Raw genomic sequence first — 21,222 nt, 5'->3', positions numbered from 1 at the left:
TCGGCCACACCTATCTCGACTTTCTATCGAGCCAGAGTGCAAGGCGAGCGACCGCGGCGCCGAGCGCCACGCCGAAAGCAACGTCGCTGGGATAGTGCACGCCCAGCAGTATCCGCGACACCGCCATCGGCGGAACCAGCACCACCGGCAGCGGCAGTCCGGTGGCCCGGCCCATCAAGATGGCGGCGGCCGTCGTGGAGGTGGCATGCGCGGACGGGAAGCTGAGTTGGCTGGGAGTACCGACATTGACCCGCACTGCCGGATCGTGCGGGCGTTTGCGCCGCACCACCCGCTTGATCAGCACGGCGGCCGCGTGCGCGGCGAAGGTGCCGGCCGCGGCCACCAGCCATTCCCGGCGGCGACGCTCCCGCAACAGGGCGCCCAGCAGTTCGACGATCAGCCACCCGACGCTGTGCTCCCCGAAGTGCGACATTCCGCGCGCGGTGGCCAACACCCCGGGGCGCCCGGCCAGTGCCGACTGAACGGCGACCATCGCGGCCACTTCGCCGCGCGGCGCCGTTTCAGGCATGGCTTGTTTCCGACAACAGCACGGTTTCCCACTTCTGCGTGCTGGACAGCACGGGCAGCGCGCCGCGGTACACCCGGCGCATCTCGTCGAACCGGCTCAGCAGCTGGCGCTGGCGGCGCAGCGACTGCATCAGCAGGGTGAACATCTTGCGCCGATCACGCTGCCGGTAGACCACACCGCATCCATCGGCGGTGGTGACCGTGACGCCGTCGACGGTGCACAGCCGAAACCAGCGCGCGTCCTGGGTCGGCACGTTGAACTCCGGGCGCCGGTGGCTTTCCGGGTCGGCGGTCTTGAGGTTGTGCAGAATCCCGCGGGCCAGCCGGTAGCTGATCGACACCGGGTTCACCGGCGGCTTCATCGCCTTGGTCTTGTGCTGCGGCGCGGGCAGTTCGCTGGCGGCCGGCAGCACGACCGCGTCCGGGTACTCCTTGCGCAGCCGATGCACTTCCGGCAGCCCCGATTCCAGGATCGAGAAGATGTGCTCCGGGCCGGCCAGGAAGTCGTCGATGGCCCGGTTCTGGATCACGACGGTCGAATATTCAAGGCAGGCAAGGTGTTTCAGTGTCGCCTTGAGGTGACTGCGCACCAGGCCGCGGACCTCGCCGTCCCAGTGCAGCGCCGCGACCACCAGCCGGTTGCGCAGGTGGAAGTAGGCCTGCCAGTCGATCGCGTCGTCCTTGTCGCTCCAGGCCATGTGCCAGATCGCGGCGCCGGGCAGCGTGACGGTCGGGTAGCCGTGCTCGCCTGCGCGTAGGCCGTACTCCGCGTCGTCCCATTTGATGAACAGCGGCAGCGGCTGCCCCAGCTCCTCGGCGACCTGGCGCGGGATCATGCACGTCCACCAGCCGTTGAAGTCGACATCGATGCGCCGGTGCAGCAGCGCGCTGCGATCGTTCTGGTCGTTCAACGGGAATTCGGCGAAATTGTGGTCGTACTCGGCGTGCGGCGCGGCGGTCCACATGAAGTTGGCCGGGTTGACGACCTCACCCATGATGTGCAGGTGCGACGGCTCCTGCAGGTTGAGCATCTGACCGCCGATCAGCATCGGCGTCTTGGCGAAGCGGTTCATCGCGAGCACCCGCAGGATCGTGTCCGGCTCGATGCGGATGTCGTCGTCCATGAACAGAATCTGTTGGCAGTCAGTGTTTTTCAGTGCCTCGTACATCACCCGGCTGTAGCCACCGGACCCGCCGAGGTTGGGCTGGTTGTGGATCGAGAGCCGGTTGCCCAGACCCGCTGCGGCCGCTGCGAAGTCCGGATGATCGCGCACCTTGCGGGTGCCCTGATCCGGGACGATCACCGCGCCGATTACCTTGTCCACCAACGGGTCTGCAGTGAGATCGGCGAGCGCGTTGACGCAGTCGGCAGGGCGGTTGAACGTCGGGATGCCCACGGCGATGTTGGCCGTGCCCGGAGCCGGTTCGGTTGCGTACCAGCCGCCGTTGACCAAGTTGACCGCGGTGTCGGTGGTGATGTCGAACCAGATCCAGCCGCCGTCCTCGAAGGACTTCAGCGACACCTCGATCTCGACGACGGCCGGCTGCTCCTCGGTCCCGACGAATTGGCGGCCCTCCACCGAGATCCGCACCCCGGTGGCCTTGGTGCGATACACGTCGACGCGTCCGGTTCCGGTCAGCTCCACCCGCAGCACCACCGACGTACAGATGGACCAACGGCGCCAGTAGCTCGCCGGGAAGGCGTTGAAATACGTGGCGAAAGAGACCTCGGACTCCTTGCCGATCTCCAGCGAGGTGCGGCTGGTCGCGTGCGCGCGCCGCGCGTTGGTGGTCGACTCCTCGAGGTACAGCTTGCGGACGTCGAGCGGTTCCCCCGGACGCGGCAGGATGATTCGGGACAGCAAGCTCACGGCGGTCACGGGCGCGCGCCTTCCTCTTCGGTCAACGGGGTTCCGTCGCGCAGGTGCGGCGCGAGGATGTTGTCGTACATGTTCAGTGCGCTGGCAATCGCCATGTGCATATCCAGATACTGATAGGTGCCCAGCCGGCCGCCGAAAAGTACCTTCGACGAGGCGGTCTCGGACTTCGCCCTCCCCCGGTAGGCGGCCAACAGGGCGCGGTCGGCCTCGGTATTAATCGGATAGTAGGGCTCGTCGTCGTCGGCGGCGAACCGGGAGTACTCCCGCATGATCACCGTCTTGTCGGTCGGGTAGTCGCGCTCGACGTGGAAGTGACGGAACTCGTGGATGCGGGTGTAGGGGACGTCGGGATCGTTGTAGTTCATCACCGGGGTGCCCTGGAAGTCGCCGACGGGCAGCACCTCGAGTTCGAAGTCCAGGGTGCGCCAGCCGAGCCGGCCTTCGGCGTAGTCGAAGTAGCGATCCAGCGGGCCGGTGTAGACGACCGGGGCGTCGGGACTCTCGGCGCGCAGTTGGTCGCGGACGTCGAACCAGTCGGTGTGCGTGCGGACCTCGATTCGCTCGTCGGCGGCCATGTTCTCCAGCCAGGCGGTGTAACCGTCCAGCGGCAGGCCCTCGTAGGTGTCGTTGAAGTAGCGGTTGTCGAAGGTGTAGCGCACCGGCAACCGGGTGATGTTGGCCGCGGGCAGTTCCCTCGGGTCGGTCTGCCACTGCTTGGCGGTGTAGCCCTTGACGAAGGCCTCGTACAGCGGCCGGCCGATCAGCGAGATGGCCTTTTCCTCGAGGTTCTGCGCGTCGGCGGTGTCGATCTCGGCGGCCTGCTCGGCGATCAGCTGCCGGGCCTGCTCCGGAGTGAAGTACTTGCCGAAGAACTGCGACACCAGGCCCAGCCCCATCGGGAACTGGTAGGCCTGCCCGTTGTGCATCGCGAACACACGGTGCTGGTAGTTGGTGAATTCGGTGAACTGGCGCACGTAATCCCAGACCCTCTTGTTCGAGGTGTGGAACAGGTGGGCGCCGTACTTGTGGACCTCGATCCCAGTCTGCGGCTCCGCTTCCGAGTAGGCGTTGCCACCGATGTGCGGGCGTCTCTCGACGACGAGCACACGCTTTCCGAGTTGGGTGGCCACGCGTTCGGCGATGGTGAGGCCGAAGAATCCGGATCCGACGATGAGGAGGTCAAAACGAGCGGTCATCGGTTGCTTAGGGTATCCGACCCGGCGGGCGCTACCCCAGTTGGCGAGGCTGACACGGTGGGATTCGAGCACGTGAAGACTGGTTTGCAGTGACCCGAATCGCACGTAACGCCCAGGGTCGCAAATACCTCACGATTCAATATCGCCACTCTAGTAACAGCTTTCTCACTCGTACCATCGAATCTGTGTGGTTCCCACCGGATACGGACCGGCGGGATCTTCCGACACAACCGATGAATTGAGGAGACTTCCGTGCCGAATCGACGCCGTCGCAAGCTCTCGACAGCCATGAGCGCGGTCGCCGCCCTGGCAGTGGCGAGTCCATGCGCTTACTTCCTTGTTTACGAATCGACCGCCAGCGGTAAGCCGGTCGAGCACCACGATTTCAAGCAGGCAGCGGTCATGACCGACCTGCCCGGCGAGCTGGTGGGCGCGCTGACTCAGGGTCTGTCCCAGTTCGGGGTCAACCTGCCGCCGATTCCCGCCTTGGGCGGTGGCGGCACCGGGACGACGGGCCTCGGGACCACTGGGCTGACCAGCCCGGGCCTGGGCACTCCGGGCCTCGGGACCACCGGTCTGACCAGCCCCGGCCTCACCAGTCCTGGCCTGGGCACTCCGGGCCTGACGAGTCCGGGTCTGAGTCCTGGATTGACTAGCCCCGGCCTGACGAGCCCTGGCCTGACGCCCGGTCTCACCAGCCCGGGTCTGACACCGGGTGCCGCGCCCGGTGCGCTGACGCCCGGTGTGCCCGGCACGCCGACCACTCCCGGTATGCCCACCATGCCAGGCGCGGGGCTCAACCCGGCGCTGGCCAACCCCGGGCTGACCAGCCCGGCCGGATTGACTCCCGGTGGCCTGGGCGCTCCCAACGAGGTGCCGATCAGCGCCCCGATGGACCCGGGCGCGGACGGCACCTACCCGATCCTGGGTGACCCGTCGACGCTGGGTGGCGGTTCGCCGATCGGCGGTGCCAGCACCGGCAGCAGCGGCGGCGGTGGCCTCGTCAACGACGTGATGCAAGCCGCTAACCAGCTCGGTGCGGGTCAGGCCATCGACCTGCTCAAGGGCCTGGTGATGCCGGCCATCATGCAGGCTCAGGGCGGCGCGGCCGGTGCGCTGCCGGGTGCGGCTGGCGCCTTGCCGGGTGCGGCTGGCGCCTTGCCGGGCGTGGCCGGTGCCCTGCCGGGTGCCGCTGGCGCCCTGCCGGGTGCCGCGGGTGCGCTGCCGGGTGTGGCCGGTGCGCTGCCGGGTGCCGCTGGCGCCCTGCCGGGCGCGGCTGCGGCGCTTCCTCCGGCGCTGCCTCCCGTCTAGAGCTTCGGGGGTCCTGTCACCTGACGGCACCGCAGAGTCACCAATCCTCTGCGGTGCCGTCGAACAGTTCAGGACCGGTTTGACACGCGGAAAACGTGTCGCCTCATTAATAACATCAGAAACACACGTAACATCAGCTGGTGTTGTCTCGTCACCGTCCGCCAACGATGTTGCTTACGGCCATCGCGGCGACGGTTGTCCTGGTCTCGGCGGTCGCGGACCTGACCCGCGACCACGGCACCTCCGCCGCCGCTCGGCCGACTCACGACACCAAGCTCGCCGAGCAGCCGCTGGTCGGACTCGGCGGCGGCGTCACGGTTCGCGAAGTCACCCAGGACACGCCGTTTTCTCTGGTCGCACTCACCGGCGACCTGGCCGGCACCTCCACTCGGGTGCGGGCTAAGCACCCCGACGGTTCGTGGGGGCCCTGGTATCAGACCGAGTACGAGACCGCGGCGCCGGACAACGGCCCAGCGGCCGGCGAGTCGGCCCCGCCGCCCGGACCGACCGAGGGACCCCGCAGCACCGATCCGGTGTTCGTCGGCACCACGACGACCGTGCAGATCGCGGTCACCCGCCCGCTCGACGCCGCGGTAACCGTGGCGGCTCCAACCGCCGCACCGGTCAACGATCTCGGCTACCGGCCCGCGTCGCGGGAACAACCGTTCGGGCAGAACATCTCCGCGATCCTCATCTCCCCGCCGCAGGCACCGGCCAAGACTCAGTGGACGCCGCCGGCCGGAGTCGTGATGCCCGGCCAGGCGCCGCCCATCATCAGCCGACAGGAATGGGGCGCCGACGAGTCACTGCGATGCGGTAGTCCCCAGTACGACAACGGGATTCGCGCGGCCGTCATCCATCACACCGCGGGCAGCAATGACTACTCGCCGCTCGAATCGGCGGGCATCGTCAAGGCCATTTACACCTACCACAGCAAGACGTTGGGCTGGTGCGACATCGCCTACAACGCGCTGGTCGACAAGTACGGCCAGGTGTTCGAAGGCAGCGCCGGCGGTCTCACCAAGGCCGTCGAGGGCTTCCACACCGGCGGCTTCAACCGCAACACCTGGGGTGTCGCGATGATTGGCAACTTCGACGACGTCCCGCCGACCCCGCTGCAGCTTCGCTCGGTCGGCCGGCTGCTGGGCTGGCGCCTCGGCCTGGACGGGGTCGACCCCAAGGGCACGGTGACATTGGAGTCCGCGGGCAGCCACTACACCACGTATCCGGCCGGCGCCGTGGCGACGCTGCCGACTATCTTCACCCACCGCGACGTCGGCAACACCGACTGCCCCGGTAACGCCGCCTACGCACTGATGGACGAAATCCGGGATATCGCATCCCATTTCAACGACCCACCGGAGGAATTGATCAAGGCGCTGCAGGGCGGCGCGATCTACCAGCACTGGCTGGAGCTGGGCGGGATGAACAGTGTGCTGGGCGCGCCCACCTCGCCGGAGGACAACGCCGAAGGCGACGCCCGCTACTCCACCTTCGCCAGGGGCGCGATGTACTGGTCGCCGGCGACCGGAGCACAACCCGTCACCGGCGCGATCTATGACGCCTGGGCCTCGCAGAGCTACGAGCGCGGCCCGCTCGGCTTGCCGACCAGCGCCGAAATCCAAGAGCCGCTGCAGATCACGCAGAACTTCCAGCATGGCACGCTGAACTACAACCGTCTCACCGGCGACGTCAACCAGATCCTCGACGGGATCACCACACAGCTCTCGGGACAAGCGCCCAGCGCCCCGGCCGTCCCGCCGGAACACTTCACGCTGCCGACACATCCGGACGCCTGACTCCGGGTCCCGCACACGGCGCCGACCCGCGTACTAGTCTGCGACCTGTGCCCGAGACGCCGTATCTGAGCATCGATCTGGGTCGGGTGCGCGAGAACTTCAAGGCGATGCGCGCCGCGTTTCCCCAGGCGCAAATCCGCTATGCGGTCAAGGCGAACCCCGCCGAGCCGATCCTGCGCCTGCTGGCCGCCCAGGGCTGCGCATTCGACGTCGCATCGGTCGGCGAGATCGACACGTGCGCCTCGGCCGGGATCGACGGCAGCCTGCTGACGTTCGGGAATCCCGTCAAGAAGCCCGCCGACATCGCCCAGGCACATGCGCGCGGGGTGCGGCGGTTCGCGTTCGACACCGAACAAGGACTCGACGCCATCGCCGAACGCGCGCCCGCAGCGGCGGTGGAATGCCGTATCGCGCCGGACTTTCCGTCGTCGGTGACCCCGTTCGGTCACAAGTTCGGCTGCGCTGCCGATGCCGCCGCCGAATTGCTGCACCGGGCCGCGCGGCGGGGACTTCGCCCCGAAGGCGTGTGTTTTCACGTCGGGTCACAGCAACTCGACCCATCGGCATGGGAGCTGGGAATACGTTGTGCTGCAGCAGTTTTCGATGGACTGGGAGAAATCGGCACGATCAACATCGGGGGCGGTTATCCGCTGGCGTACGCGGTCGGCGCACCGCATCTCGACGTCATCGCCGAGGCCATCCACGCGGCACTGGCCCGCCACTTCGGCACGAACCCGCCGCAGCTGGCTATCGAGCCCGGGCGGGCGATCGCGGGTTCGGCGGGCACGATCAGCTGCGAGGTGGTGGCGGTGCGTACGGGCACCGACGCCCGGCGCTGGGTGTACCTCGACATCGGCCGCTACGGCGGTCTCGCCGAGACCGAAAACGAGTACATCCGGTACCGCCTGCGGACCGACCGTGATGGTGATCCGTTCGCCGACGCGGTAATCGCGGGTCCGACCTGCGACGGCGACGACGTGCTCTATCAGAGCTATCCGCTTCCGGTCACCCTGAGTCCCGGCGACCGGGTCGAGATCGCCGACACCGGCGCGTACACCGCGAGCTATTCGTCGGTTCAGTTCAATGGATTCCCGTCGTTGCCAACATATTTCGATGAGCCTTCCGACAACCGATGGGAGGTCGCCGAACCCCTGGCGCCGGGACTGACCCGAATCTGGGACCTCGCCGAGGTCATCTGCGACGTCGACACCGAATTCCAGAACCTGGTGATCGGCCGCACCCGGCAGGGCGTGTCGTTGTTCAGCGACGGCGAACGTCAAAGCACCGAGTTCAGTCAGCTCATCTATCACGAGGCGCTACTGGTACCGGCGCTGCTGCTGGCCGGCCAGATCGAGCGGGTGCTCGTCATCGGCTCGGGCGAGGGCGTGGTCAGCCAGCAGGCGGTATCGGCGGGGGCGGCCCACGTCGATCACGTCGACATCGATCGCGAGGCCGTGCGGCTGTGCGCGCGACACCTGCCCTACGGCTACACGGTGGACGAACTACTAAGGGCGGAAACAGGTTCCGGGCCGGTTGCCATGCACTATTGCGACGGTTGGGAATTCGTGGACCGCGCTACCACGCAGTACGACGTCGTGGTGATCGATCTTCCCGACGAGCGCACCGAGGCGGTCCAGCACAACCGGCTCTACGGCACCGACTTCCTGCGACGCTGCGCGAGTATCGGCCGGGTGGTCGTCGCTCAGGCCGGCTGTCCTACGGTGTGGCGCAACGAATCGTTGCACGCGTCGTGGCGGCGGTTCCACGAAACCTTCCCCACCGTCCTGTATTTCGGTAGCGACGAACATGAATGGGCATTTCTTTGCGGGCTGACCGAAACCTGCGACGACCCCGTCGCAACGATGTCGGCGCGCCTGCCGACGCTGCCCTACCGCCCCCAGACCATCGATGCGGACACGCTCACCGCGGCGACCGTGCCGCCAAAGAGCCTGCGGGATAGCGATTCCCGCTAGGCGGCTGCCGTCAGAGGATCGCGACCGCCACCACGATGCCCAGCGCCACCTGCGCGGCGGCCACCATCAGCGCCTCATAGTTGAACTCATCGGAGTTGAACAACGCGTCCATGTCGATGCCGATCACCATGGTCGCGATCCGCATCATCACCACCTGGGCGACGATGCCCACCAGCCCGAAGACCGCCGATCCCACCAGCCCTTCGGCCAGCTTTCCGGACGACGAGTAAATCGCCAGCACCACGATCAACGCCATGCTCACCATTCCCGCGGCGGACACGATGATCGCGTTCGGTTTTCCGACGTTGACCATCTTGCGCAGCGGACCCGGCGTGGTGAGGTCGATGGCGTAGAACCCGACCAGCATCAGGATCAGTCCAACGATCGCGTACAAGATGATGGCGCCCGCGCCACGGCCGAGCACCGCCCAATAGCCCTGATCCCAATAGCCTGAATTCAGCGCCACGATGTTTGTCATCGACGATCAACTCCGTTCACTTGCTCAGACGTTCACTTCTGGGGGATCCGGTGTGGGACAAAGGCCGCGCCGTCGTCGGTGATCAGTCCCGCAGTCTCGCGGATGCCGAGGCCGGCGGCTGTATCGCCGACGATCCAGGCGCCCAACGCGGGCCGCATATCGTCGAATTCGGGTAGCGGGTCCAACAGCTGATAGACGTATCCCTCTTCGCCGTAGACACCGCCCGTCGCGGTCTGGCGGCCGGCGCCGACGACGGTGATGTTCGCGCCTTCACGCCCCAGCTTGGGTTTGCGGACGTATTCGGTCAACTCGTGCGGATCGTCGATGTAGGCGGGCAACAGGTTCGGGTGGCCCGGATACATCTCCCACAAAATGCCGAGAATCGCCTTGTTGGACAACAGCGTCTTCCACAGCGGTTCGATCCACGCCGTCTGCGGCAGGGTGGACACCACGTGCTTGCCGAACTCGTCGTCGAGCACCCACTCCCAGGGGTAGAGCTTGAAGACCGCGTGGATCTGTGACTCTTCGAGGTCGACGAAGCGCTTCAGCGCGGAGTCCCAGCCGATGTCCTCAATCGTCAGGCCGACCGTTTGAAAACCCGCCTCCGCGGCCGTTTCCTGCATGTAGGTGGTCGTGATCTGGTCCTCGCCGGTGGCCTCCACCCCCGACCAGCTCAGGTGGAGCTCGTCGTTGGGCAGCAGATCGCGCAGCAGCTTCCACCGGTCGACCAGCTGCTCGTGCAAGGAGTTCCACTGGTCGTCGTCGGGGAAGCAGTCCTTGAGCCAATACCATTGCAGGATAGCGGCTTCCAGTAGCGTCGTCGGCGTATCGGCGTTGTACTCGAGCAGCACCGCAGGCCGTCGCCCGTCGTAGCGTAAGTCGAAGCGACCGTACACATGTGGGTCCGACCGGCGCCACGACTCGGCAATCGGTTGCCAACTCCATTCCGGCAGACCAAATTCCGCGTAACGCTCCATCAGCACGACCTGCTCGACGGCGTTCAGGCACATCGAATGCAGCAGTTCGACATCGGCTTCCAGCGCCAGGATCTCGTCCATCTCGAACTCGTAATACACCGATTCGTCCCAGTACGGGCGGTCCCGCCCCCTGGCGTCACGCGCGGGCGTCCCATACACCAGGCCTTGCGATTCGACGATCTTCTGCCAGTTCGGCCGCGGTCGCTGCGTGGCGCGTCTCACGAGCCGCTGCTCTTCCCGGGCGACGAGCCGCCCAGGCCGCCGCGCGAAATGCTGCTCCCCGACTTGGTGGTGATGTTGGCGCCCTTGGGCGCGGTCGTCGTCCCGCCGCTCGGTCGCGAACCCACCGAGCCCGAACTGCCGTAGTAGTAGTGGTATTGGTGCCCGCCGTAGTAGAAGAAGCCGTTGAGTCCCTCGGTATGACCGGTGCAGTAGCTGTCCGGCACGATCACCGGCTGACCGCTCGGATCTTCCTGGACGCACTGCGCGGTGACGGTCGGCTCCGACAGCATCCAATACCCGAGGCCGGCCACCAGGCCCACCACGCCGACGGCGGCCGCGGCGCCCATCAACACGCGCTTCTGGTGGCGCCGCTTCTCTTCGGCGGCCTGCCGAGCCTCTTCCAGCTCCTTCTGCTTTTGTTCGTACTTCTTGCGCGCCCGCAATTCGGCGGGCGAGGGCGGCCGTGGCTTCGTCGTCGCCGCGTCCTGGAACTCCATGCTGCCGCCGGACGGGAATCGTCCGGACTCGTCGTCGTCGGCGGGTTGCCCGACGTCGCTGCCGGTGGGTTTCTCCGGCTCCGGCTGATCGCCGGCCTTGTCGTCCGCGTTGTCGGCTTTGTCGTCGGTGGGCTCGCCGCCCTTCGGCGGCTCGACGTGCGACCCCACTACAACACCTGACGAGGGACAACGGGCCGGAAGGCGGGCACGCGGGCAGTCTGCCACATTTGCTACGGCTTCGGCAGCGATCAGCACCGGCGCGGCCGGGCTATCCCCACCACCGTTCCAGCACGCGTCCCACGCCGTCGTCGCTGTTGCGCGCGGTGACCTCGTTGGCGGCGGCAAGCACCTCGGGATGGGCATTGCCCATGGCCACGCCATGACCGACCCACCGCAGCATCGGCAGGTCGTTGGGCATGTCCCCGAAGGCCACCACCTCGGCGCTGACGATCTCCAGCGGCCTGGCGACCTCCTCGATGCCGGTGGCCTTGCTGATTCCGAGCGGCACCACCTCCACCAGTCCGTTATTGGTCGAGTAGGTGATGTCGCCCTCGACGCCGACGTGCTTGGCCAGCTCGGCGGCCATGTCCGCGCTGCGGGCACCGGCCTTGCGAATCAACAGTTTGATGGCCGGCGCGCTGAGCAGGTCTTCGATCGACACCTCGGTGTTGTCCGGATTCAGCCACGCGTGCTCATAGCCCGGCGAGCTGACGAACTGCGGGGTCGCCGTGTCGTGGGCGCTGCGGCCGATCCGCTCCACCGCCAGGCCGGCCCCCGGAATGACGCGGGTCGCGAGCTCGACCAGTTCGGCCAGCGTGTCGACGGGCAACGTGCGCGTCGACACCACCCGGTCGGTGGCCGGGTCGTAGATGACGGCGCCGTTGGCGCACACGGCCATCGGCGCGAAGCCCAGCTCGTCGACGATGGGACGGATCCAGCGCGGCGGGCGACCGGTTGCCACTATGAATTCGGCGCCGGCGTCGACGGCGGCGCGCACCGCCGCACGGGTACGCGGAGTGATGGTTTCGTCGTCGTCGAACAGGGTGCCGTCGACATCGCAGGCGATAAGCGCCGGCCGCGAAGTCGGCGCCGTCATTGAGCCGTCACTCAGGCGATCCGCCCGTCCAGCCCGACGGCGAACCCCGCCCTCGTCAATGCCGTCCGCTTTGCTTGTCCCCCGGCCGGGTGACTCCGTCGGTCCCGTACTTCAGGGCCCGCTGCTGCAATTCGACCAGCCGGATCTGCTGGGAGTCGTCGCGGTTCGGCGCGCTGCCGCCGAGGCGCCGCGGCACCCAGAACTCGCCCTGCGGATGCGGATACTCCTCCTGCACCCGGTAGAGCAGCTCGTTCATCGCCCGGCGCAGTGTCGCGTTGAGTTGCTCGACGGAACCGTGCGGAGCAATCGGCCGCCCGGCGGACACCGTGATCGGAATCTTGTTGCGGAACACCTTCTTTGGATGATCCTTTGGCCAAATCCGGTGTGCGCCCCAGACAATCAGCGGAACAATCGGCACCTGTGCGTCCAACGCCATCCGCGCGGCACCGGACTTGAATTCCCGGAGTTCGAAACTGCGGCTGATGGTGGCCTCGGGGTGCATCCCGATCAGTTCGCCCGCCCGCAGTCGCTGCACCGCCGTCGCGAAGGCGTCGTGACCGTTGCGGCGGTCCACCGGAATGAGCCTGGCGTGCTTGATCACGTAGTCGACGGCCTTCACGTCGGCCATCTCGGCCTTGATCATGAAATACATCCGTCGGCCCCGTTCCCGCGCGGCGAACAGCGACGGGAGCCAGTCCAGGTAGCTGGTGTGGTTCTGCGCGATCAGCGCCGGGCCGCGTTGCGGAATGTTCTCCAGCCCGTGGAACGTGAACTTGGTCCCGTTCATCGCGACCAGCGGGGGAACGACTAATTCCCCGAACCGGTAAAACCCCTCTGCCATGTCGTCTCCTCAGCCGTAAGGCTACTGGCGCGGCATGCGGTTCGCCGCGCGCGCCGCGGCCTCGTCAGCCTCGATCTGCGCCGCCGCGGCCATTGTCGGCGCCCCTCCGCCCAGCCGGTGCGGGACCCAGAATTCCCCGGCCGGGTGCGGGTACTGCTGCTGCGCCTCGTAGAGCAGCTTGGTCATGGCCTCCCGCAGCGCGTTGTCGGTCTGGGCGATGTCGCCGTCGGCGCGCAGCTGCGGTCCGATCTGCACGGTGATCGGCACGTTGTGGCGGCCGATGCTGCGGGGATGGTCCTTGGTCCAGATCCGGTGCGCACCCCAGACGACGACGGGCACGATCGGCACGTCGGCTTCGCGGGCCATCCGGGCCGCCCCCGTCTTGAACTCTTTGAGCTCGAAACTGCGGCTGATGGTGGCCTCCGGGTACACCCCGACCAGCTCCCCCTCCCGAAGCCGCTGCACGGCCACCGCGTACGCACCCGACCCGGCGTTGCGGTCCACGGGAATGGTTCCGGTGCGCTTGATCAGGAAGTTGACCACCTTCACCTGCTGCATCTCGGCCTTGATCATGAACCGCAGCCGGCGGCGGCGCCGCCGCATGGCCAGCCCGGCCGGCAGCCAATCGACGTAGCTGGTGTGGTTGATGGCCACCACCGCACCCCCGCGACCGGGGATGTTCTCGATCCCGCGGTAGCTGATCCTGGTGCCCGAGGCGAAGACTCCCAGCTGGGACAGGATCTCCAACGTGCGATAGGTCGGCTCCACCATCGGCGGCTACTCCGGCGCCCCCGCGGCTTGAGCCCGCCGTGCTGCCCGCGCGGCCGCCTCCTCGGCGTCCATCCGAGCGGCTTCCGCCAAGGATGGGGCGCCGCCGCCCAACCGGTGCGGCACCCAGAACTCACCGGCCGGGTGTGGGCCGTACTGCTCCTGCGCCCGTTCCAGCAAGTGCTGCATCCGCGAGCGCAGCAGCCCCCGCAGTTCCGGCACACCCAGTGTCGGTTCGATCGGCTCACCCACCAGCACCGTGATCGGCACCTTCGGGCGAGCGAGCTTCTTCGGGTGGCCCTTGGTCCAGATTCGCTGCGCGCCCCAGACGATGTGCGGAACGATCGGCACTCCGGCCTCCACGGCCATCCGCGCGGCACCGCTCTTGCATTCCTTGATCTCGAAACTGCGGCTGATCGTCGCTTCGGGGTAGACGCCGACCAGTTCGCCGTCCTTGAGATTGCGGACGGCCGCCTCGTAGGACGCCGCCCCGTCCTGCCGATCCACCGGGATGTGCCGCAGGCTGCGCATGATGGGGCCGGTGATCTTGTCGTCGAACACCTCTTGCTTGGCCATGAACCGCACTTTGCGGCCGAGGCCCTGCTCATACGCCGGGAGCCCAGCGAACGTGAAGTCGAGGTAACCGGTGTGGTTGATCGCGATGACCGCGCCGCCACTAGTCGGTAGGTTCTCGACGCCGGAGACAGTGATCTTCAGGCCCTGGAGACGCCAGACCAGGCGAGCAAGCTGAATAACAGTCCCGTATACCGGTTCCACAGCTCGTCAGCCTAGTGCTCCCGACTGTGAGCCGCCTGAAGTGGTGAAAAGAGGTGACGCATGAGCTTTCCTTCGGCGCCGCCGCCGGTGCCCGCGATCGTCGACCGCCTCGCCGACGGCCGGCCCGTGCGCGCGGTCTGGGTCAACGAGGAAGCCGGGGTGACCTTCCGGCTCGGCCGGGGCGGCACCGGCCCGGAGTTCGTCAAGACAGCTAACCCGCGCGACACCGACTTCGCCGCCGAAGCGCGGCGGCTGCGCTGGGCGGCCCGGTACGTGGCGGTGCCGCAGGTGCTCGGATTCGGGGTCGCCGGCGACCGCGCCTGGCTGCACACCCGCGGGCTGGCGGGCCGGTCCGCGGTGCACCCACGGTGGCTGGCGGCCCCACAGCTGGCGGTGCGCGCGATCGGTGCCGGACTGCGCGAACTACACGACGGATTGCCGACGGCCACATGTCCTTTCGAATGGTCGGTGGCCGCCCGGCTGGACGCGCTGCCCCCGACGACCCGGGACCGCGTCGGCGAGCCGCCGCCGGTCGACCGGATGGTGGTCTGCCACGGTGACGCGTGCGCACCGAACACCCTGATCGACGACGACGGCCGTTGTTGCGGACACGTCGACTTCGGCGATCTCGGGGTGGCCGATCGATGGGCCGATCTGGCGGTCGCCACACTCTCGCTGGGGTGGAACTATCCCGGCCGGAATTGGGAACCCGAGTTCTTCGCCGCCTACGGCGTGCAACCCGACCCGGCGCGCATCGACTACTACCGCCGCCTGTGGCAGGCCTAGAACCAACCGCCGACCGCACCTCACGCTAAGCTCGAAGCGATTCGACAGAACCATTCGAAAGGCATTTGTGCAGGTCACGAGCGTCGGCCACGCCGGATTTCTGATCCAGACCCGGGCAGGCAGCATTCTGTGCGATCCCTGGGTCAATCCGGCCTACTTCGCGTCGTGGTTCCCGTTCCCGGACAACACCGCACTGGACTGGGACACCCTCGGCGACTGCGACTACCTGTATGTCTCACACCTGCACAAGGACCACTTCGACGCGAACCTCCTGCGCGATCACGTCAACAAGGACGCGGTGGTGCTGCTGCCCGACTTCCCCGTCCCGGATCTGCGAAATGAACTGCAGGAAATAGGCTTTCACCGCTTCTTCGAGACCGGCGACTCCGTCAAGCACCACGTCAGCGGACCCAAGGGCGACCTGGACATCATGGTCGTCGCGCTGCGGGCACCCGCCGACGGCCCGATCGGCGACTCGGCCCTCGTCGTCTCCGACGGCGAGACAACGGTTTTCAACATGAACGACGCCCGGCCGGTCGATTTGGACATGCTGGCGACCGAGTTCGGGCATATCGACGTCCACCTGCTGCAGTACTCCGGGGCGATCTGGTATCCGATGGTCTACGACATGCCGGCCCGGGCCAAGGAGTCGTTCGGGATCCAGAAGCGGCAGCGCCAAATGGATCGCGCCCGCCAGTACATCGCGCAGGTGGATGCGACCTGGGTGGTGCCGTCCGCGGGACCGCCGTGCTTTTTGGACCCCGAGTTGCGTCACCTCAACGACGACCACGGCGATCCGGCCAACATCTTCCCGGACCAACTGGTGTTCCTGGACCAGATGCGCCGCCACGGGCACGATCGCGGCCTGCTGATGATTCCCGGGTCGGTAGCGGATTTCTCTGGTAGTTCCCTGATTTCGCTACATCACCCGCTGCCCGACGACGACGTCGAGGCCATCTTCACCACCGGCAAGGCGGCGTACATCGCCGACTACGCCGAACGGATGGCCCCGGTATTGGCCGCCGAGCGGGCCGGCTGGGCACCCGCGGCCGGCGAGTCGCTGCTGGAACCGCTGCGCGCGTTGTTCGAGCCGATCATGCTGCAAAGCGACGAAATCTGCGACGGCATCGGCTACCCGGTCGAGCTGGTGATCGGCCCCGAGACGGTGATCCTCGACTTCCCGAAACGGATTGTCCGCGAACGCATTGCGCATGAGAGGATCCGCTATGGCTTTGCGATCGCCCCCGAGTTGGTGCGGACCGTATTGCGCGATCGGGAACCGGACTGGGTCAACACCATCTTCTTGTCCACGCGTTTCCAGGCGTGGCGGGTCGGCGGCTACAACGAATACCTGTACACCTTCTTCAAGTGCCTGACCGACGAACGCATCGCCTACGCCGACGGCTGGTTCGCCGAAACGCATGACGACTCCGCGTCGATCACTATGGACGGCTGGGAGATTCAGCGCCGCTGCCCCCACCTCAAGGCCGACCTGTCGAAATTCGGTGTGGTCGAGGGCGACACGCTCACCTGTAATCTGCATGGCTGGCAGTGGCGGCTCGACAACGGCCGCTGCCTGACCACCCGCGGTCACGAGCTGCGGAGCCGCCGGGTATGACCGATACCTACGACGACGGCCTGGTGCAGCTGGACCGCGCTGCGATTACGTTGCGGCGCTACCACTTTCCTGACGGTACGTCGAAGATCATCGCACTGGGCGCGATCCGCGGATACAAATCCCAACCGCTGGGTTGGTTCACGGCGCGGTTCACCCTGTGGGGCGGTACCGACCCGCGCTATTGGCTGCCGCTGGACGTACAACGACCACTCCGGTCGACGCTGATCACCCTGGACATTCCGGGCGCCCGGCCGAATCCCGCGTTCACACCGGCGCGGCCGGACGAATTCATCGCCCTGCTCGACGAGTTGCTGGCCCGGCTCGGCTAGCGGTCTTCCAGCGCCGCATGCGCGGCGTTGTAACCAGGGGTGAAGGTGATCCCGGGTCCGCCGTGACAACCCGCACTGCCCAGGTACAGTCCCTTGATCGGGATCGGTTGGCCGAGAAAGCCTCTCGGACCCGGCCGGTTCGGACCGATCTGGTTCGCGTTCAACAGCCCGTGGCAGTAGTCGCCGCCGGGGGCGCCGAACATCACCCCCATGTGCTTGGGCGTGAAGGTGGTGTGCCGGATGATGCTGCGTTCGAAATTCGGTGCCAGCCGGGTGATCTTGTCGATCACCCGCTGACCCATCTCGACCTTCGCCTGCCCGTAATCCACGTCGCCCTCGATGGGGAAGAACAGCGCGAATGCCGACGCGGCATGCTTGCCGTCGGGCGCCAGGTCCGGATCGTTCTGCGAGGGGATCTGCAACACGACCGTCGGGTCGGCCGGAACGATCCCGCGCCGGGCGTCCTCCCACTGCTGCTGTACTTCTTCCGGCGTGCAGAACAGCCCGATGGAGGCCTGCATGGCCCGGTCGTTGAGAATCTCGTAGGGTGCCGCGAATTCGGGGGCCTCGTCCAGCGCGAAGTGCATCTGCAAGTAGCTGCCGCGGTGATCGATGCGGGCATAGCGTTCCCGGATATCAGCGGGCAGCGCAGCCGGATCGACCATCTCGTTGAGCGTGACGTCCGGCGCAACGCCCGACACCACGATCGGGGCGTTCAACGTCTCCCCCGCCTCGGTGCGGACGCCGGTGACCTGTCCGTCGGCGACCAGAATGTCGGTCACCTTGGTACGCAACCGAACTTCGCCGCCGTGGCTCTCGAACACCTCGCGCAGATGGGCGGTCAGTGCGCCGATGCCGCCGCGCAGCTTCTTCATCTGCATGGTGTCGCCGTCGGGAACGCCGAGTCCGAAGGCCAGCGCCGCAGCACTTCCCGGCGTGGCCGGCCCACGATAGAGCGTGTTGACGGCCAGCACGGTCATCGAGCCGCGGATCGCGCCGAACTTCTCGCGGTCGGGCAGGTAGCGGTCCAACACGTCGGTGACCGATCCGAACAGCATGTCGTCGATCGCCGAGCGCTCGAATTCATTTGTGGCACAGGCATACATCTCATCGATGCTCTTGGGTGGGGTCCCGGCTTCGAATCGGCCCAACGCACGGCACGGCGCCTGAGCCCATCCCATCAGCCCCGCCATCCCGTTGACAGCCTCGGCCCCGTGCACCTCGTTGAGGTGGGTGAACAGCTTGATGGGATCGCTGTACTGGATCAGCGGATCGTCGCCGACACCACGCACTGCCACCGACTGGACTTCCAAGTCGAGCGTCGGCATGTCGTCCAGGCCGAGTTCGCGGACCACCTTGGACGACGTCGGGAACAGCACCGAGCCGGCGATCTCGAACTGGTACCCGTCGAACAGTTCGACGGTGGACGCCATGCCACCCGCATAAAGCTTGGGGTCCAGGCACACGGTGCGCAGTCCCGCCTTTTGCAGCAGCACGGCCGCGGTGAGCCCGTTGTGCCCTGCACCGATAACGATCGCGTCATATTCAGTCATATGCCTGCCCTCCGGAGAGGAGGCTCGCATGGCCGCAAAGTTTTGTCAATTATGACGAAACTCGCCGGGTGGTCGCCGAGCTCCACGAGTCGGTGATGCCCGCGCGCAGCGACTCCAGCGCGGCGTGACACAGCCGCGCGAGTTCGCCCAGCGACCGGTCGTCGCTCTCCATCCAGACCTCCATGGCGCCGAACACCGCCGCCGCGATGCACCGTGCGGTAACCGCGGTGCGTACCTGTTCGTCCACCGGGGGACGCGCGGTGCCGTTGGCCCCGCTGCTACGCCGGTGCAGTTGCGCGCCAATGGCATCGGCGAAGTCGGCCTGGACCTCGCGGATGTGGCGAACGATGCGCCCGGGGTCGAGTTCGTCGTGGCGCAGGGCGGCGATTTTGGTCACCGCGTCGACGTCATAGGGGAACGCGAAGATGGCCGACTGCACCGAATCGATGATCGCTTCGTCGGCCGGCCGGGCATCCAGTGCCGCCCGAAACCAGTGCAGCCCGGTGTAATCCGCGAACAGCAAGTCGTGCTTGGAAGTGAAGTGCCGATAGAACGTGCGCAGCGATACCCCGGCGTCGGCGGCAATCTGTTCGGCCGACGTGTCTTCCACGCCCTGGGCCAGGAATCGCACCACCGCAGCCTGGCGCAACGCTTCGCGGGTGCGCTCACTGCGTGCCGTCTGGGCGGGCCGGACCATTGCAGTAAGGTATCAAGAAATGTTGTGTCAATATTGACAAAACTTTGCGGCGGGGGTGAGACTGCGCCCATGGTCTCCCTCATCACCCACGCGGTACTCGGACTTGCCGTCATCATCTGGATCGTCAGGTCGAACTCGACGGTCTTCGCCCGGCCCGCCGGCGGCGGATTCTTCTCTCCGATGGAAATCGTCTACTACGTCGTCGGGATCGCGTCGGTCGCGCTGGGCTGGTACTTCAACATCACCTACGTGGCGCAGTACTCGCACGGATCCACCAACCCGTTGTGGGGCGAACACGGGAGCTGGGCCGAATACATCAAGCTGATGTTCACCAACCCCGCGGCCAGCTCGGCCAGCCAGGACTACACGATCGCCAATGTCGTTCTGCTGCCGATCTTTACCATCGTGGACGGCTATCGGCGGGGGTATAAGCGCCCCTGGCTGTACTTTGTGTCCAGCCTGTTCACCAGCTTCGCGTTCGCGTTCGCGTTCTACTTCGCGACGCTGGAACGGCAGCGCCGCCACGATCAAGAGCGCGCGACGGCCCCCAAAGTCGCGGCCTAAGGCTCCAACACCTCGGTCCCGACGAACGGCACCAGCGCCTCGGGTACCCGCACGCTGCCGTCGGGCCGCTGGTGGTTCTCCAGGATCGACACCAGCCAGCGGGTGGTGCCCAGCGTGCCGTTGAGCGTGGCCGCGATCTGCGGCTTGCCGCCGGCGTCGCGGTAGCGGGTGGCCAGCCGGCGCGCCTGGAACGTGGTGCAGTTCGACGTCGACGTCAGCTCGCGGTAGGTCTGCTGGGTGGGGACCCACGCCTCACAGTCGAACTTGCGAGCCGCCGACGACCCGAGATCGCCTGCGGCGACGTCGATTACCCGGTACGGCACCTCGATGTGCGCCAGCATCTCGCGCTGCCAGCCCAGCAGCCGCTGGTGTTCGGCCTCGGCCTCGTCGGGCGTGCAGTAGACGAAACCTTCGACCTTGTCGAATTGATGGACCCGGATGATGCCGCGGGTGTCCTTGCCGTAGCTGCCGGCCTCGCGGCGGAAACACGACGACCAGCCGGCGTACCGCAGCGGGCCGCCGGACAGGTCCAGGATCTCGTCGGCGTGGTAGCCCGCCAACGGCACCTCCGAGGTGCCCACCAGGTAGAGGTCGTCGGCCTCGACCCGGTAGATCTCGTCGGCGTGGGCGCCCAGGAATCCGGTGCCGGCCATCACCTCCGGACGCACCAGCACCGGCGGGATCATCGGCACGAATCCGTTCTCGACGGCCAGCCGCAGCGCCAGCTGCAGCAGACCGAGTTGCAACAGCGCGCCCTTGCCGGTCAGGAAGTAGAACCGCGACCCGGACACCTTGGCGCCGCGCGCCATGTCGATCAGATGCAGCGACTCACCCAACTCCAGATGATCCTTCGGGTTCTCGATCGCCGGCGGCTCACCGACGACGTCGAGGACCGCGAAGTCGGCCTCCCCGCCCGCGGGCACCCCATCGATGACGACGTTCGAGATCGCCATGTGTGCGGCGGTGAACGCCGTCTCCGCATCGGCCTGGGCGGTCTCGGCGGCCTTCACCTCGTCGGCGAGCTGCTTGGCGCGCGCCAACAACGCCGGGCGCTCGTCGGCCGACGCCTTGCCCACGCTCTTGCTGGCGGCCTTCTGATCGGCGCGCAGCGTGTCGGCCGTCGAGATCGCGGCCCGGCGGGCGGCGTCGGCCGTCAGCAGCGCGTCGACCAGCGCCGGATCCTCACCGCGGCTGAGTTGGGAGCGGCGGACGGCGTCGGGGTCTTCCCGGAGCAGCTTGAGGTCGATCACGGCCGCAAGATTACTTTCGGCCCGGCACCCGCCGCGCGGAGCACCCGGCAGAGCTAACCCCAGGACTCACATCTGTAACTTT

General features: G+C 66.9%; 20 protein-coding genes. 7 read left to right on the top strand and 13 right to left on the bottom strand.

All coding sequences use genetic code 11. The annotated features are described in order from the left end of the window. Positions 1–10: 10 nt before the first annotated feature. Genes SKC41_RS08165 through glf form a run of 3 tightly spaced genes read right to left on the bottom strand, consistent with a single transcriptional unit; the run spans position 11 to position 3,604 of the window. Positions 11–529 carry a phosphatase PAP2 family protein gene (locus SKC41_RS08165; RefSeq protein WP_330977166.1) on the bottom strand — a complete coding sequence of 173 codons (519 nt, stop codon included), beginning with the start codon at positions 527–529 and terminating at the stop codon, positions 11–13. Beyond that, the gene (locus SKC41_RS08160) at positions 522–2,408 is read right to left on the bottom strand and encodes a glycosyltransferase (protein WP_330977165.1); all 1,887 of its coding nucleotides are present in this window, start codon (positions 2,406–2,408) and stop codon (positions 522–524) included. The genes SKC41_RS08165 and SKC41_RS08160 overlap by 8 nt, the downstream gene beginning before the upstream one ends. Then, positions 2,405–3,604, bottom strand: a complete 1,200-nt coding sequence (gene glf / locus SKC41_RS08155) for a UDP-galactopyranose mutase (RefSeq protein WP_330977164.1) — start codon at positions 3,602–3,604, stop codon at positions 2,405–2,407. Before glf ends, SKC41_RS08160 begins: the two co-directional genes overlap by 4 nt. A 252-nt stretch (positions 3,605–3,856) precedes the next feature. Between glf and SKC41_RS08150 the strand changes: the two genes are divergently transcribed. From SKC41_RS08150 to SKC41_RS08140, 3 genes are all read left to right on the top strand, one after another. Continuing rightward, the gene (locus SKC41_RS08150; protein WP_330977163.1) at positions 3,857–4,915 is read left to right on the top strand and encodes a PirG; all 1,059 of its coding nucleotides are present in this window, start codon (positions 3,857–3,859) and stop codon (positions 4,913–4,915) included. Between the two features lie 167 nt (positions 4,916–5,082). Further along, positions 5,083–6,714, top strand: coding sequence for an LGFP repeat-containing protein (locus SKC41_RS08145; RefSeq protein ID WP_330977162.1), 1,632 nt, complete (start codon positions 5,083–5,085; stop codon positions 6,712–6,714). Between the two features lie 47 nt (positions 6,715–6,761). After that, on the top strand, positions 6,762–8,687 hold the full coding sequence (locus SKC41_RS08140; RefSeq protein WP_330977161.1) for an alanine racemase: 1,926 nt from the start codon (positions 6,762–6,764) through the stop codon (positions 8,685–8,687). A gap of 10 nt (positions 8,688–8,697) precedes the next feature. On the opposite strand, the gene SKC41_RS08135 is transcribed toward SKC41_RS08140, so the two are convergent. The 7 genes from SKC41_RS08135 to SKC41_RS08105 all read right to left on the bottom strand — a co-directional run bounded on the left by SKC41_RS08135 (position 8,698) and on the right by SKC41_RS08105 (position 14,343). Further along, complete coding sequence (locus SKC41_RS08135) at positions 8,698–9,165, bottom strand: DUF350 domain-containing protein (protein WP_090597806.1); 468 nt, start codon at positions 9,163–9,165, stop codon at positions 8,698–8,700. Between the two features lie 32 nt (positions 9,166–9,197). Then, on the bottom strand, positions 9,198–10,364 hold the full coding sequence (locus SKC41_RS08130) for a glutathionylspermidine synthase family protein (protein ID WP_330977160.1): 1,167 nt from the start codon (positions 10,362–10,364) through the stop codon (positions 9,198–9,200). After that, on the bottom strand, positions 10,361–11,029 hold the full coding sequence (locus SKC41_RS08125) for a hypothetical protein (protein WP_330977159.1): 669 nt from the start codon (positions 11,027–11,029) through the stop codon (positions 10,361–10,363). Before SKC41_RS08125 ends, SKC41_RS08130 begins: the two co-directional genes overlap by 4 nt. A gap of 100 nt (positions 11,030–11,129) precedes the next feature. Further along, positions 11,130–11,957: an HAD family hydrolase gene (locus SKC41_RS08120; RefSeq protein WP_330977158.1), complete on the bottom strand. Its 828-nt coding sequence runs from the start codon at positions 11,955–11,957 to the stop codon at positions 11,130–11,132. Positions 11,958–12,012: 55 nt separating this feature from the next. Then, positions 12,013–12,798 (bottom strand): lysophospholipid acyltransferase family protein, encoded by a 786-nt coding sequence (locus tag SKC41_RS08115; protein WP_330977157.1) that lies wholly within the window; start codon positions 12,796–12,798, stop codon positions 12,013–12,015. Between the two features lie 21 nt (positions 12,799–12,819). Further along, positions 12,820–13,569, bottom strand: a complete 750-nt coding sequence (locus SKC41_RS08110; RefSeq protein WP_330977156.1) for a lysophospholipid acyltransferase family protein — start codon at positions 13,567–13,569, stop codon at positions 12,820–12,822. Positions 13,570–13,575: 6 nt separating this feature from the next. Further along, the gene (locus tag SKC41_RS08105; protein WP_330977155.1) at positions 13,576–14,343 is read right to left on the bottom strand and encodes a lysophospholipid acyltransferase family protein; all 768 of its coding nucleotides are present in this window, start codon (positions 14,341–14,343) and stop codon (positions 13,576–13,578) included. Between the two features lie 60 nt (positions 14,344–14,403). Here SKC41_RS08105 and SKC41_RS08100 point away from each other — a divergent pair, with 60 nt between their 5' ends. The 3 genes from SKC41_RS08100 (at position 14,404) to SKC41_RS08090 (ending at position 17,076) form a co-directional block, all read left to right on the top strand. Further along, positions 14,404–15,129: a phosphotransferase gene (locus SKC41_RS08100; protein ID WP_330977154.1), complete on the top strand. Its 726-nt coding sequence runs from the start codon at positions 14,404–14,406 to the stop codon at positions 15,127–15,129. A gap of 67 nt (positions 15,130–15,196) precedes the next feature. Then, entirely contained in the window at positions 15,197–16,747 is a 1,551-nt protein-coding gene (locus SKC41_RS08095) for an MBL fold metallo-hydrolase (protein ID WP_330977153.1), read from the top strand. Beyond that, on the top strand, positions 16,744–17,076 hold the full coding sequence (locus SKC41_RS08090) for a hypothetical protein (protein WP_330977152.1): 333 nt from the start codon (positions 16,744–16,746) through the stop codon (positions 17,074–17,076). The genes SKC41_RS08095 and SKC41_RS08090 overlap by 4 nt, the downstream gene beginning before the upstream one ends. On the opposite strand, the gene SKC41_RS08085 is transcribed toward SKC41_RS08090, so the two are convergent. After that, complete coding sequence (locus tag SKC41_RS08085; RefSeq protein ID WP_330977151.1) at positions 17,073–18,629, bottom strand: phytoene desaturase family protein; 1,557 nt, start codon at positions 18,627–18,629, stop codon at positions 17,073–17,075. The genes SKC41_RS08090 and SKC41_RS08085 overlap by 4 nt on opposite strands. A 49-nt stretch (positions 18,630–18,678) precedes the next feature. Then, on the bottom strand, positions 18,679–19,326 hold the full coding sequence (locus SKC41_RS08080; RefSeq protein ID WP_330977150.1) for a TetR/AcrR family transcriptional regulator: 648 nt from the start codon (positions 19,324–19,326) through the stop codon (positions 18,679–18,681). A gap of 69 nt (positions 19,327–19,395) precedes the next feature. Here SKC41_RS08080 and SKC41_RS08075 point away from each other — a divergent pair, with 69 nt between their 5' ends. Beyond that, positions 19,396–19,890, top strand: a complete 495-nt coding sequence (locus SKC41_RS08075) for a DUF2834 domain-containing protein (protein WP_330977149.1) — start codon at positions 19,396–19,398, stop codon at positions 19,888–19,890. Here SKC41_RS08075 and serS read toward each other — a convergent pair. Beyond that, positions 19,887–21,140, bottom strand: a complete 1,254-nt coding sequence (gene serS / locus SKC41_RS08070; RefSeq protein ID WP_330977148.1) for a serine--tRNA ligase — start codon at positions 21,138–21,140, stop codon at positions 19,887–19,889. The two genes, SKC41_RS08075 and serS, sit on opposite strands and share 4 nt — an antisense overlap. Positions 21,141–21,222 lie beyond the last annotated feature (82 nt).

This window comes from Mycobacterium sp. 050128, assembly GCF_036409155.1.
Taxonomy (GTDB): Bacteria; Actinomycetota; Actinomycetes; order Mycobacteriales; family Mycobacteriaceae; genus Mycobacterium.
The sequence above is the reverse complement of the archived record's forward strand: the minus strand, read 5'-3'. Positions and strand labels throughout refer to the sequence as shown.

Bases quoted from the DNA above. Each gene is read 5' to 3' on its own strand.
- SKC41_RS08090 (WP_330977152.1), top strand. From the start codon at position 16,744: ATGACCGATACCTACGACGACGGCCTGGTGCAGCTGGACCGCGCTGCG.
- SKC41_RS08100 (WP_330977154.1), top strand. From the start codon at position 14,404: ATGAGCTTTCCTTCGGCGCCGCCGCCGGTGCCCGCGATCGTCGACCGC.
- glf (WP_330977164.1), bottom strand. From the start codon at position 3,604: ATGACCGCTCGTTTTGACCTCCTCATCGTCGGATCCGGATTCTTCGGC.
- SKC41_RS08085 (WP_330977151.1), bottom strand. From the start codon at position 18,629: ATGACTGAATATGACGCGATCGTTATCGGTGCAGGGCACAACGGGCTC.
- SKC41_RS08145 (WP_330977162.1), top strand. From the start codon at position 5,083: ATGTTGCTTACGGCCATCGCGGCGACGGTTGTCCTGGTCTCGGCGGTC.
- SKC41_RS08120 (WP_330977158.1), bottom strand. From the start codon at position 11,957: ATGACGGCGCCGACTTCGCGGCCGGCGCTTATCGCCTGCGATGTCGAC.
- SKC41_RS08135 (WP_090597806.1), bottom strand. From the start codon at position 9,165: ATGACAAACATCGTGGCGCTGAATTCAGGCTATTGGGATCAGGGCTAT.
- SKC41_RS08075 (WP_330977149.1), top strand. From the start codon at position 19,396: ATGGTCTCCCTCATCACCCACGCGGTACTCGGACTTGCCGTCATCATC.
- SKC41_RS08115 (WP_330977157.1), bottom strand. From the start codon at position 12,798: ATGGCAGAGGGGTTTTACCGGTTCGGGGAATTAGTCGTTCCCCCGCTG.
- SKC41_RS08080 (WP_330977150.1), bottom strand. From the start codon at position 19,326: ATGGTCCGGCCCGCCCAGACGGCACGCAGTGAGCGCACCCGCGAAGCG.
- SKC41_RS08110 (WP_330977156.1), bottom strand. From the start codon at position 13,569: ATGGTGGAGCCGACCTATCGCACGTTGGAGATCCTGTCCCAGCTGGGA.
- SKC41_RS08165 (WP_330977166.1), bottom strand. From the start codon at position 529: ATGCCTGAAACGGCGCCGCGCGGCGAAGTGGCCGCGATGGTCGCCGTT.